Source organism: Candidatus Cloacimonadota bacterium (genome assembly GCA_021734245.1).
Classification (GTDB): domain Bacteria; phylum Cloacimonadota; class Cloacimonadia; order Cloacimonadales; family TCS61; genus B137-G9.
Window position 1 is genome coordinate 83,851 of sequence record JAIPJH010000001.1, and the last position, 13,049, is coordinate 96,899.

8 protein-coding genes are annotated in these 13,049 nt (G+C 37.4%); 6 read left to right on the forward strand and 2 right to left on the reverse strand.

Annotated elements, in window-relative coordinates:
- Nucleotides 1-9: 9 nt before the first annotated feature.
- A complete protein-coding gene (locus K9N40_00360) occupies nucleotides 10-2,607 on the reverse strand; it encodes a helix-hairpin-helix domain-containing protein (GenBank protein MCF7812913.1) in 2,598 nt (865 codons plus the stop codon).
- Between the two features lie 177 nt (nucleotides 2,608-2,784).
- Here K9N40_00360 and K9N40_00365 point away from each other — a divergent pair, with 177 nt between their 5' ends.
- The 4 genes from K9N40_00365 (at nucleotide 2,785) to K9N40_00380 (ending at nucleotide 7,913) form a co-directional block, all read left to right on the forward strand.
- Nucleotides 2,785-3,261 (forward strand): hypothetical protein, encoded by a 477-nt coding sequence (locus K9N40_00365; protein MCF7812914.1) that lies wholly within the window; start codon nucleotides 2,785-2,787, stop codon nucleotides 3,259-3,261.
- Between the two features lie 63 nt (nucleotides 3,262-3,324).
- Complete coding sequence (locus K9N40_00370; protein MCF7812915.1) at nucleotides 3,325-4,893, forward strand: CehA/McbA family metallohydrolase; 1,569 nt, start codon at nucleotides 3,325-3,327, stop codon at nucleotides 4,891-4,893.
- 190 nt (nucleotides 4,894-5,083) lie between these two features.
- Nucleotides 5,084-6,601, forward strand: coding sequence for a PAS domain-containing sensor histidine kinase (locus tag K9N40_00375; GenBank protein MCF7812916.1), 1,518 nt, complete (start codon nucleotides 5,084-5,086; stop codon nucleotides 6,599-6,601).
- A complete protein-coding gene (locus K9N40_00380; protein ID MCF7812917.1) occupies nucleotides 6,591-7,913 on the forward strand; it encodes a sigma-54 dependent transcriptional regulator in 1,323 nt (440 codons plus the stop codon). Before K9N40_00375 ends, K9N40_00380 begins: the two co-directional genes overlap by 11 nt.
- 289 nt (nucleotides 7,914-8,202) lie before the next feature.
- On the opposite strand, the gene K9N40_00385 is transcribed toward K9N40_00380, so the two are convergent.
- Nucleotides 8,203-9,324 (reverse strand): Fic family protein, encoded by a 1,122-nt coding sequence (locus K9N40_00385; GenBank protein MCF7812918.1) that lies wholly within the window; start codon nucleotides 9,322-9,324, stop codon nucleotides 8,203-8,205.
- Nucleotides 9,325-9,911: 587 nt separating this feature from the next.
- Here K9N40_00385 and K9N40_00390 point away from each other — a divergent pair.
- Together K9N40_00390 and K9N40_00395 are read left to right on the forward strand one after the other, a co-directional pair.
- Nucleotides 9,912-11,195 (forward strand): Glu/Leu/Phe/Val dehydrogenase, encoded by a 1,284-nt coding sequence (locus K9N40_00390; GenBank protein ID MCF7812919.1) that lies wholly within the window; start codon nucleotides 9,912-9,914, stop codon nucleotides 11,193-11,195.
- A gap of 93 nt (nucleotides 11,196-11,288) precedes the next feature.
- Nucleotides 11,289-13,019, forward strand: a complete 1,731-nt coding sequence (locus K9N40_00395) for a PEP/pyruvate-binding domain-containing protein (protein MCF7812920.1) — start codon at nucleotides 11,289-11,291, stop codon at nucleotides 13,017-13,019.
- Nucleotides 13,020-13,049: the final 30 nt, after the last annotated feature.

The following is a 13,049-nucleotide window of genomic DNA, read 5'->3' on the forward strand; positions in this document are numbered from 1 at the left end:
ATATTAATTTTAAAACTTCCAGTCTAACTGAAGTCTAATTGTATGAATTTTATTTTCAACTCGGTCAAAATACCATTCACCGTCAGGTGGAATTTCGTTATATAATCTGAATTCCAAAGCTCTGGTCATGAATTGCTTGTATTTATATTTAAAGGAAAGGAAAAGGTTGTTGGAAATTCGGCTGTGAAAGGTGAACCAATATTTGAAACCGCGATCGGATTGATCAAAATCCAGCTCTACATCTTCAAAATCCCAGAAAGAAGCTCCATAAGCTTTCCAAAAGGCAAAAGATCCCTGAATTTTCAGGTTGTCATTAAAATTATGCCGATAATCCACATAGATCATTTCGCCGTCAGAATTCGTTATTGCCTGAGCCATATCGGGCGCACTTGCAAATGCCGGATCCGAAAGGATCGAAAGATACGGCGGCTGCAAGACTTTTGCATAAATGATACCGATTTGAATTTGATCAAAATTGGAAAGGTAGGTTCGCAGAAAAAGTTCTGTTTCATTTGCCTGCGATTTGCCGCGATCCTGAATTTCGTCATCTCGTTTTATTTGAACTTTATGACGAACTCTGAAACGCATCTGATGAATTGGCTTAAATTCCAGAGTGCCCTGAAAACGAATTCCCTGACGGGCATCGGAAAGCCGTTCCCAAACATCTAAATAAGCTTTTGTAATGGTGAACATACGGTGGAACTGATAGCGGGTTTCAAAGTAGAATCCCCGTTCTGCAGAAGGTTGAACAGAATTTATGTACATATCTGTAAGTAGCGTATTTCGCAGGCCATAAGTCAATTTTTCAAAAACCGTATCATCATATCTCTGGCTTTCGCTGAAACTGCGCTGATAGGGATTGTCGAATTCCAGATCGTAATGACGGAACATAGTGAGGAAATAAAGATTTTCAAATTGAGTATACGAACTTAAAATTATTGCTTTGGGATCATCACCGATCTTAAACAGTTCACCGTTTTTTTCCATTTCGGCATATTCACCCTGAATAGAAGTATTGTTCAGAGTAGTTCTCCAGTCAAAGCCCAGTACACGACGATAATTTCTATCGTATTTATCAGTTTTAGTAGAATACAAATTTGTGATCTCTGCATCGGTTATTTTCCACTTTTCAGAAGCTGTTTCATCATCGTAAATAAGAATATCCTGCAACTCCTCCAATGAATCGGGAACTACAAAATCTCGATTATAAGTAGCTTCATAACCGGTTACACCAATATGAGTTCCGATAAATGGTGAATATTCCAGATGACCACCGATCAGGTTTTCTTCCACTGCATCTTTTCTGGGTGCAATGGTCACTTCATTCAAATTTCCCACATAATCATTAAAATATGTTTCAGCGTCTTCCAATTCATCATTGCTGAAGTTATTTGTTCTGATAATATAAGATAAAGCATAATCATCTTTATCCAGAATTCCATTGTTGTTACTGTCGTAAATTATGGCATCTTTTTTATCGTTAGAAAGAAACAGAACAGCGTTCATATTGTTTCTTTTCCAGTCGATGGCAGCACCACGCAACGAATATTGCTGCGTTCTGGAAAGATCACCGATAACTCCAATAATGCGTTTATTGAAACCATAACCGGTTTGACGTGGACTGAATGTATCGGTATTTTCCATAACCAGACCTTCGCCAAATGTAGCTCGAAAGTTTCCGGCATAGATCTTCAGGAAGTTTCTTCCCATCCAATTTATTTCTTTTTCATATCCTACATAATATTTCGCATCGTCACCCAGAGTTTGATTATCATCTAGAAAGAAATTTTCATTACCTTTGGGTGAATTGGTCAAAATCCCGGCTTTCCATTCGTTCATGTAGCGAATTCGAAGTTTATTCATCACCGAACTGCGATTATTTTCCAAGTTGAAAAATCCCCAGTAAGATTGATTCTTCTGGGTTGGAGTTGCGCTATCGAATCTGATCATCGACTCCTGATACATCTCTTTCAGTTCATCTGCGTAAGGCATGTCGTTATACTTGAACTGATAATCGACGAATACACGATTCTGGATCGGCGGTTCTTCGTAATACACATAGTAGCGAATATTACGCGCTCCGTAATAGGAAATTCCCGGAGAAAAACGCAGATCTCGATAATTGGAAAGCGTGTCGCCGTTGGCTCTTCGTTTCAGGATGGCAGCCACATCGATGGCAGAAGTATTGGGAAGATTAAAAATATCGGAGAAAGGCATTTTATTGATGTTGCGGGGAGTCATCAGATAATCTTCCCACACATCACTTATACCTTCCTGCAGACCTTCGTTGCTGCCCAGTCTTTCGATAAGATAATAGATCTCATCTCTACGAATTGCTGCTTCGTCATCACTTTGATAATGAGAAACCGAAACAAGCGGTTTAAGCTTATTCATCGTCTTCTGATCAATGGATTCTATGGCTCGAAGATCGTAGATACTTTTGAAATAATCGATGTAAAATCGGTAATTGTGAATATCTTGAGCCTGCTTTTCTGAAATGGGTAATGATCTTAACTCTTCCAGGCTGGCAGTATTGAGATCGAGCATAGCTGAAAATACTGTTGCCCAGCAAAAGATCAAAACAAAAAATAAAAATAATTTCTTCATATTTTCCCTTATCAATACACCTATCTATCTATAAGAAAATCAATTATAAATAACGAGTAAACAAATTTTTTGACATATTAATTGTAAAGGATTTTCCGCTATATTTAAAGTTTTCAAAAAAAATTTGACAACAGGCAACAGCATAAGATTCTTTACCAGAAGATTTTTGGAGGAAAAATGGCAGAAAATAAAAACGTTGAAAGAAAGAACAAATTCTCTTTAATAGAGCTTTTAATGATCATCATGGTAGTTGGAATTGTTTTTACTCTTACGATACCATTAAGAAATGATCGGATAATCAAAGGAAAATTGAAAGAAGCTGTAAAAAATATTCAGATCATTGCTCGCGCCGATGTAGCATTCAAAGAAGACCCTGCCAACGGCTATTATATTTTTGAACATAACGTTCTTAAAATTCAAGAAGACGGAAGTGTGGGAGGAGACGATCTTTTGAATGTTCAAGATGAACTGGAAACTACTGATGGAATATTCTTATTTGATTACGCTGTAACAGACAGTTCAGTAGTAGCGATCACAAATCAGAATTTCGGAAAAGAGGGCGCGAAAATATTTTATTACCTTCCCAATGGACCATGGAACGTGGGAGACGACAAGATTTCCAAAAACGTATTTGATCCAAACTGGCTTCCCTAAAATTTTGTAAAAATTTTGCAAAACCTTCCAGGTTGTACAAGCTTGGAAGGTTTTTTCATAACAATGGAATTTATCGATAAATTACTTACAAATTTTATTAGCATTCCTATTCTTGTGGGATATGCAGAAATTCATTATCACCTAAAATTTCTTTATCCCAGATACTTTCGAAAAGAACCGGAAATAATTGCAGATCTTCCCCGTCGCTGCATCCAAGAAAGAAGTTCAAAAATACCAATTTTACTGATCGTAAAAGATGCAAATATTTTTCCTGTAAAACTAAAATCCGCTAATATTCTGATCATAGGAAAAAGTCGAGAAGAAACCGGAAAGATCGAGCTTGATCTGAAACTAAATAACAAATATTTTTCCAAGATTTTTTATGTTGATATCAGTAAATTTAAAACCGATCAATGGTTGAATATTTCTGTAGAGATCAATTACCAGATCAAGGGAAGAAATAAAACTGCGATCAATGATAATTATCCCGCTATTGCCAAAAAACCTTTTCGCTGCTTTTGGGCAGAAAAGGAACTTCCATTTCCCAAAGACTGGTATTGCGGTGATCCTCATTATCACAGCATTCACACTTCCGATCAAGTAGAATTTGGAGCTGATATATTTTCTACTAAAATCATGGCAAAATCAATGGGTTTGGACTGGTTTTTCGTAACCGATCATTCTTACGATCTGGATGATGATGAAAATGATTGTACCAGAAATGACCCCGAACTTCCTATCTGGAAAAAAATGCAGCAGAATTGTAAAAAAAATGATGAGAAGGATTTCAGAGTAATAGCAGGTGAAGAAGTTTCGATCGGAAACTGGGAAAATAAAAACGTTCATCTGCTGGCAATCAATCATCCTCACTTCATTGCCGGCAGCGGTGACAGCGCAGAAAAATGGTTCCGGAATAAACCGCAAAACTCGCTGAAAATGATAAAGCGGCTGCACTCCGAAAACAATCTATTTATTGCAGCTCATCCATTTGAAAATGTTCCCCGGGCACAAAAACTGACTTTACGTCGAGGTCAGTGGCACAGCAGGGATTATGAAAATGCCGGGATCAAGTTTTTGCAGGTCATTAACAGTAATGAAATCAACGATATTCAAAACTCAATTGAGCGCTGGACTAAATTGTTGTTACAAGATAAAAAATATTACATTTTTGCTGGTAACGACGCCCACGGAAATTTTAATGTAATGCGTCAGATCAAAAGCCCTTTCTGGAAGTTGTTCAGCTCCTGCAAGCAAACTTTCGGTAATTTTTTTACTGCCTTCAATCACTCTGAAAACGAGCCGCTTACAGGAATTCAAAATAAAAATATAATCGTTAGTAATGGGCCATTTTTATCTTTCAAATTGATAAAAGACAAGCAGGAATTTCGTATCGGCTCTACAATTCACAGTGGAAGTGTTGCATTAATATTTGATGCAAAAACCTCACCTGAATTTGGTGAAATTGTTGAACTAAACTTATTCATTGCTGACCTGACATCAAAGGTAGAACGCAAATTCAGTAAATTAGAGAATTCTATGGCAATAGTATTATCGAACAAAGGTTATCTCCGAATGAGTATGACAACAGAAAAAGGTGGAATGGTTTATACAAATCCGATCTGGGTGGAATAGTTGCCGGATTGCTGGCAGATTTTTATCATCAATAACCCAGTGAAATTGAATTGATTTCACAGGTTAAAAATTTATGGGCTTCAAAAAAATTAAAGTATCTTTTCTGGATTATTGAATTTATTGCAAAACCAATTTTGTTGACAAACCTGCCGCCTGGGAAAAATTCTAGAATAAATTATTAGAGGAAAAAATGATAGAACAAATAAATTATTTTTTGCAGGAATTGATCCAACTTTCCAAACAAGAAAAAGATCATTTGGAATTTATAAAAGACTTTCATCAGTTACTGGGCAAAAAACTTAAAGCAAAAGAAACGATCGTTATTCTTCGTATCGACAAATATTTTTTGAGGAGCTCTTTTTTAAATGATAACGAGGAATTCTGGGATATTCGCACTAATGATCTGAACGATGAAGAACGCTTTTCAAGATTGGCAGACATTGCTCTGAAAGAAATAAACTATTCTTACGAAAACGATCTCCTTGCAAAGATTCAAGATAACGGTTTTATCATTATCAAAAATACTGAAAATAATGAAAAACTGGAAATACTGGAAGAAATCAAAGATTTTTTTTATTTGATCTTCAAATCAATTTATCGTCAATTTCAGCTCATAGAACGTGTAAAAGAATTGAGCTGCCTGCACAGCATAAGCAAGATAGCGGAAGATCATGACCTTTCTATACCAGATTTTCTGGATCAAATTGTAAATCTACTTCCACCTGCCTGGCAATATCCCGAAATAACACGTGCGAAGATCATCTTCAACGATGAAACTTTTGCCACAAAAGATTTTGAGGAAAGCCCGATCAATCTGCGTTCAAACATCATGCTGCAAAAAAGAAAAGTCGGATATGTCGAGGTGAATTATCCCGAAGATTTTAAACAGAAAGACAGCTACCCTTTTTTGAAGGAAGAAGCAGGACTTATTCGCACAATTGCGCAGGAACTCAGCATAATTCTGGAAAAGAAAAAATCTGAAGACGAAAGCCGAAAGTTGGAAAAGCAGCTGCTTCATGCCGATAGACTGGCAACATTGGGACAGCTTTCAGCTGGAGTGGCTCACGAGATAAACGAACCGCTGGCAGGTATTTTAGGTTTAGCTCAATTGATGGAAAAAAATAACAGCCTGGATCAACAAGCTCTCAATGATCTGGAAAACATTGTGTCTGCCAGTTTGCATGCCCGGGAAGTTGTTAAAAAACTAATGTTATTCGCCAGACAGGTTCCCTCCAGCCAGACTGATCTGAATTTGAACGAATCAGTTAATAATGCCGTTTTCTTTCTGGAATCACGCTGCCGAAAAAACATGGTCAAGATCCATCTGGATCTTAAAAAATCCATTCCCAGCATAAATGCCGATTCTTCCCAGATTCACCAGGTTCTCATCAATCTAATCGTCAATGCTTTGCAGGCGATGCCGGATGGTGGCATTATCAACATCAAAACTTATCAAAATGAAAATACTGCTTTCCTGGAATGCAGTGATAATGGTATCGGCATGACAAAAGACGTTCTAAACCAGATCTTCAATCCTTTTTTTACAACCAAAAAAGTAAATGAAGGAACCGGACTTGGACTTTCGGTGGTTCATGGCATCATTTATTCTCATGGCGGAGATATCTCGGTTAGCAGTCAGCCGGGCAAAGGTGCAAAGTTCAAGATCAGTTTTCCAATCGGAAAAGGACTTTTAAATAATGAAGAATAAGAGAATTTTAGTTTTAGATGATAACAATGTAACTCGCGACGTGATAAAACGAAATTTATCTGCTCATGGTTTTCAAATCTATACTGCCAGCAATTTCGATCTGACCAAACAGATATTAGAAGAGATCGAACCAGACCTTCTTATTACCGATCTTAAAATGCCTGATATCAGCGGTTTGGATGTTATCATTCATGTTACCGAAAATTTTAAAAATACAGAAATAATTGTGATAACCGGTTATCCCACCATAAATTCTGCTGTTGATGCTGTGAAGTTGGGAGCGAACGACTACCTGACAAAGCCTTTTACAGATGTGGAATTGCTGACAGCAGTGAAAAAAGCTTTAGAAAAACAGAGCAATAAACAGGAATTTCAGCGTGAGATCTCCGATGGATTTGGCGAGAAATTCGGTATAATCGGAAAATCTGCTAAAATGCTGGAAGTGTTTAAAACCATCAAAAAAGCATCTCAAATAAACAGTACAGTTTTGATAACCGGTGAAAGCGGAACCGGCAAGGAACTGGTAGCCAGAGCTATTCATTATGCCGGCTTTCGAGCTGCCGCTCCTTTTGTTCCTATCAATTGCGGTGCTATTCCAGAAACTCTGCTGGAAAGTGAACTTTTTGGTTATGTAAAAGGAGCTTTTACAGGAGCTCACACCACGCGGGAAGGTTTTTTTCAAAGTGCAGATAAAGGAACTATTTTTCTGGATGAGATCTCTGAAACTTCCATGATGCTGCAAATAAAAATGCTGCGCGTTATTCAGGAAAAAGAAGTTTACATGGTCGGTTCAAACCGCTGTCAAAAAGTAGATGTCCGCATTCTGGTAGCATCCAATAAAGATCTGTTTGAACTGGTTCAGATCAAAAAATTCCGCGAAGACCTGTTTTATCGTTTGAATGTTCTCACGGTTCAAATTCCACCCTTGCGGGAACGCGGTTCCGATATTTTTCAATTGGCGAATCATTTTGCCAATAAATATGCAGAGGAATTCAATAAAAAAGTTCCGGTTTTCAATGATGAGGTATTAGAAATTTTTGGGCGTTATAACTGGCCGGGAAATGTGCGTGAATTGGAAAATCTGGTGCACCGGCTTGTTATAATGAATGAAGACGGTAAAATCTCAAAAGCTGATCTGCCGGATTTTATGAAATCGAGGATCGACAGCTGCAGCGAAGTAAAACGCAGCTTGCAGGAAGTAGAAATTCAACACATTAAGAACGTGCTGGAATACACTGGAAATAATAAAACCAAAGCAGCTGAAATTCTGGAAATCGATCGCAAAACATTGAATAATAAGTTGAAAGAATAAAGAAAATTCTAAAATTTGACTATCACCATGGCAGAAACAAGGTGTATTTCGCTAAATTTATTTCAGCAAGCTGAAAATCGAATTTTCATTATTTACCCCTCTCCGGCAACTGCCGGATCTCCCCTCAAAGAAAAGGCTTTTGCAAAGTGACGTTTTGCTTTGCAAAAACGACACATACAGGGGAGAAAATTTGGAAAACCCAGATGCAGAGCAGCGAGAAATTCTTTCGATTAAATTTCTAACTTGAATGAATTATTTGTTTTTTTATAGTAGGATCGATGGATGTTAGTTAGAACAACTTCAAATATCTATCAAACACGAAAAGCTTATTTCTGCTGTAACCAGTCATTTCTTTTACGATATTTTTTTCCATCATTAGATTGATTAATGTTCTCATGGTTTTATCAGGAATATCAGTTTTCATTACTAATTCCTTTATGCTCAGGATAGGATTTTCATAAAACACGTTAATAATTTTCAGAATCTTTTCTGATCGACTGCCAAAAGTATGACTCAATATTGTAATTTCTTGTTGTAATTCAATTATGTTTACAAATGTCTGTTTTGTGTTTTCAGAAGTAATTGAGATACCTTTTAGAAAGAATTTTATCCATTGTATGATTTTATTGCTTCGGGCTTCATTCAAGTAATGATAATATTCGATTCGATTTTTCTCGAGATAGTCAGATAAATACAAAGCTGGTTTAGTTAAGATATTGTTGGCGATCAGATACAAAGTAATAAGCAGCCTTCCTACTCTCCCATTTCCATCTAAAAAAGGATGAATTGTTTCAAATTGATAATGCATTAGTGCTAATTTTATTAAATGAGGAACATTATTATTCTCATTAATAAATTTTTCGAGATCACCCATCAGATCGTTTAAATATTTATTGTGTGGAGGAATGAATTTAGCTTCGGAAAGATTTCTTCCACCAATCCAATTCTGGCTTTTTCTGAATTCACCCGGGGTTTTCTTTTCATCTCTTCCTGTGCTAAGTAAAATTCTATGTGTTTCTCTTATCAGGCGATTTGATAGAGGTAGTTTTTCTAACATTAGAATTGCATTTTTCATAGATTCAATATATTGATGTACTTCTAACCAATCATCTCTTCTCTCAGGAGAAATTTGATCTTCTTTCATAACAGCTTCATCAATCTCTGTTTTAGTACCTTCAATTTTGCTGGAAGTGTTAGCTTCTTTTACAATGTGCATTTTTATAAACATATCGATGTCAGGGATCAGGTATGAAAACGCATTAATTTCTCCAAGTTTTCTATTGGCTTCATCCAATAGAATATTTATGTCTGAATCTTCCCAAATCCAATTGGAATTAATGCTATTTGGCAGAAAAGCTTTGTATTTATATTCTTGAGTATATTTTCCAGATTTAAAATCTTCTAATTTCATAATTATTACATCCTTCTCATTTTTATGAGACAATGACAATATGGAAACTTATTTTGTCAAATAAAACAAAAAATGACAATAAGAAATGCTTTATTGTCACTTCATCGTTTCAATCACAATAAAGCATAAAAAAGAACTCGCTGAGACATGACTCGTGAACGAAATACGAAAATAACAAAATTTAACAGCATTCTCACTTCACGCTTCACTGCGAAGCAAGTCTGCAAATCAGTCCATGACTTTAGTCGTAGGAGTGAAATACAAGACGAGAATAATAAACCGCCATCTTCCCATCTTCCCATTTTCCCAACTTCATCAAATCATCCAATCACCCAATCACCAAATCACCACAAGGTTTGTGGTTGTGTAATCTTTCCCAACTGTGGAAAAATTCCCCAATTTTTTAAGTTACCTGCAAATCAATTTTTATTTATTTATTAAAATATTCCTCACTCTTCAATTTATATTTATTTATATTGCAGTAAGATGCGATTTTCTAAAAAAAATTTAGCGAAAAATCTCTAATTGGCACTGGGATTGCAGAATAGTAAAACAAAAACGCCGATTTCGGCAAAAAGGGAGATGAGATGGAAAAATCTTTCAACGCTTTCAAAATGGCACAGGATCAATTTGATGCTGTTGCCGACAAATTGAATTTAAATGAAGCAGCCCGGGAACTTTTACGCAATCCGATGCGTGAATATCATTTTAATATTCCTGTAAAAATGGATGACGGAACATCCAAAGTTTTTCGCGGTTTTCGCATTCAACACAGCGATGCTTTAGGTCCCTGCAAGGGTGGAATTCGTTTTCACCCGCAGGAAACTGTGGACACAGTGCGCGCACTTTCCATGTGGATGACCTGGAAAACTTCCGTAGTCGATATTCCGCTGGGTGGCGGAAAAGGTGGAGTGATCTGCGATCCGCATAATTTAAGTGCTCGAGAGCAGGAACAGATCTGTCGCGGCTGGGTTCGCCAGTTAAACCAGAATGTAGGACCACTACGCGATATCCCGGCACCCGATGTGATGACAAACGGCCAGCACATGCTGTGGATGCTGGATGAATTTGAAGCAATCACCGGACAAAAATTCCCGGGCATGATCACCGGAAAACCGGTCGGTCTTGGTGGTTCTCTGGGCAGAACTGAAGCGACCGGTTACGGTGTTATTTTCACAGTAAGAGAAGCTTTGAAAGAAATGAAGATCCAACTGCAAAATACCACAGCTTCTTTCCAGGGTTTTGGAAATGTATCTCAGTATGCCATAAAACTCTACAACAAACTGGGGGGAACAGCACTTTGCGTTTCCTGCTGGGATCAAATTGATCAGACTTCCTACGCATTTTACAAAAAAGACGGAATTGATCTGGATGAATTGATGAACATAACCGATCGTTTCGGTGGAATCGATAGAAAGAAAGCTGAAGAATTAGGTTATGATGTACTTCCCGGCGATAAATGGCTTGAAGTGGAATGCGACATTCTGGTTCCTTCTGCTCTGGAAAATCAGATAACAATAGATAATGTAGATAAAATAAATAATAAAGTGAAACTTATTGCCGAAGGTGCAAACGGTCCAACCACGCCGGAAGCAGATGAAGTTCTGCATCAGCGTGGAATTTTCATGATCCCGGATTTCCTGTGCAACGCCGGCGGAGTTACCTGCAGCTACTTTGAACAAGTGCAATGCAACATGAACTACTTCTGGAGCAAAGATGAAGTTCTGGGTAAGCTGGATTACAAAATGACAACCGCATATCACAAAGTTTCCAAACTGGCTCGTGATAAGAAACTTTATATGCGTGATGCTGCTTATATGATCTCTGTGGACAGAGTGGTACGTGCTTCTGTTGCCAGAGGTTGGATATAAGAGAACCCATCCTCAACAAAAAGGGCAGATCAAGTAAAAGGATCTGCCCTGAATTTGAAAAAGCACAAATATTTTAACATATGAGGAATTATGATGCAAAGCGGTACAGAATTTAGTCGAGAAAAGGGATTTTTTAACGAAGAATTTAATTACATTGGTACAGGATTGCCGGGTGGAAAAGCCACCGGACTGGCACAAAGCCAGGAAATTTTGAAGAAGCATTTTCCTGATGGCGAAATTTCTGGAATGAAGATTAACATTCCTGCTACGACTGTTCTTTTGAGTGATGTTTTTGATGATTTTATGGAAAGCAATGATCTGTATGAAATTGCCCTCTCCGATGCTTCTGATGAGGACATTGCTATCAGTTTCATTAACTCTTCTTTTGGCGGAATTTATGCTGGTGATCTGTATTATCTTATCGAAAATATAAAAAAACCTCTGGCTATCCGCTCTTCCAGTATTTGTGAAGATTCTTTAAAAGAACCTTTTGCCGGGGTGTATGAAACCAAAATGGTTGCCAATAATCAATTTACTCAAACCGATAAATACAATGCTCTGATCAATGCTGTTAAATTCGTTTATGCATCGCTGTTCTTTCAGCAATCAAAAGATTATTTCCGCACCATAAATCGTGATATAAAAGAAGAAAAGATGGGAATTATTATTCAGGAAGTCATCGGAGATCAATTTGAAAATAATTTTCATCCTGCAATTTCCGGTGTATTAAAATCCTACAATTTCTATCCTTCCGACAGTATAAAACCGGATGCCGGATTCGCAGCTCTGGCATTTGGCTTGGGAAAAACCATCGTAGATGGCAGCAGTTGCTGGAGTTATTGTCCGCGCTTTCCCAGAACCCCGCAGCCCTTCAATAATATGAAAGATCTCCTTAATAATACTCAAAAGAAATATTGGACTATCAATCTGGGAAATATCGATAATCATAATCCGGTAGCAGAAACTGAATACCTTATGCAAAACTCCATTTTTGAGATCCAGGATAAATTCCAACTTAAGAACATCTGTTCTACTTACGATTTTGCTAATGATCGTTTGATTATGGGAATTCAAAACTATGGAGCACCTGTTCTGGATTTTGCTCCTACACTACGGGCAGAAATGCTGCCCTTGAATACTGTTATCAACAAAATCATGCAAGCTTGTGAAGAAGAGACAGGAAATAAAGTGGAAATAGAATTTGCAGTCAGTATCGGGCAGGAGCAGAATCCCGAGCCAAGATTTGGATTTCTGCAATTACGTCCGATAAACATTTCCAATGAAACTGTTGAAATTCCTGAAAAAGAAATAGATTCTAATGATATATTGCTTTCCTCCAAAAATGCCATGGGAAATGGCATCAGCAAAGATATCTTTGATATCGTATTTATTCGACCCGACACATTTGAAATCAAGAATACCCAGCAAATTGCCAAAGATGTAGCAGAGATAAATGCTCTATTTTACAATAACAAACGCAAATATCTGCTGATCGGTTTTGGACGCTGGGGCACCAGCGATCCCTGGTGCGGCATTCCAGTTCAATGGTCGCAGATTTCCAATGCCAAAGCTATCGTGGAAACAGTGCTGCCCAGCATGAGAGCAGATTTCAGCCAGGGTGCACACTTCTTTCATAATATGACCGCCCACAATGTGTTCTACTTTTCTGTAAACGAAGAAGAAGCAAAAAACCTTGACTGGGATTGGATCGACCGACAGAAAACAATCAATGAAACAAAATATGTGAAACATGTCCGACTGCCAGATGATTTGAAAATAATGGTGGACGGCAGAAAAAGTGTAGGAATTATCTTAAAAAAATAATAAATAAGGTTGTTATAAATTTGGATACAT

Bases quoted from the DNA above. Each gene is read 5' to 3' on its own strand.
- K9N40_00360 (MCF7812913.1), bottom strand. From the start codon at position 2,607: ATGAAGAAATTATTTTTATTTTTTGTTTTGATCTTTTGCTGGGCAACA.
- K9N40_00365 (MCF7812914.1), top strand. From the start codon at position 2,785: ATGGCAGAAAATAAAAACGTTGAAAGAAAGAACAAATTCTCTTTAATA.
- K9N40_00370 (MCF7812915.1), top strand. From the start codon at position 3,325: ATGGAATTTATCGATAAATTACTTACAAATTTTATTAGCATTCCTATT.
- K9N40_00375 (MCF7812916.1), top strand. From the start codon at position 5,084: ATGATAGAACAAATAAATTATTTTTTGCAGGAATTGATCCAACTTTCC.
- K9N40_00380 (MCF7812917.1), top strand. From the start codon at position 6,591: ATGAAGAATAAGAGAATTTTAGTTTTAGATGATAACAATGTAACTCGC.
- K9N40_00385 (MCF7812918.1), bottom strand. From the start codon at position 9,324: ATGAAATTAGAAGATTTTAAATCTGGAAAATATACTCAAGAATATAAA.
- K9N40_00390 (MCF7812919.1), top strand. From the start codon at position 9,912: ATGGAAAAATCTTTCAACGCTTTCAAAATGGCACAGGATCAATTTGAT.
- K9N40_00395 (MCF7812920.1), top strand. From the start codon at position 11,289: ATGCAAAGCGGTACAGAATTTAGTCGAGAAAAGGGATTTTTTAACGAA.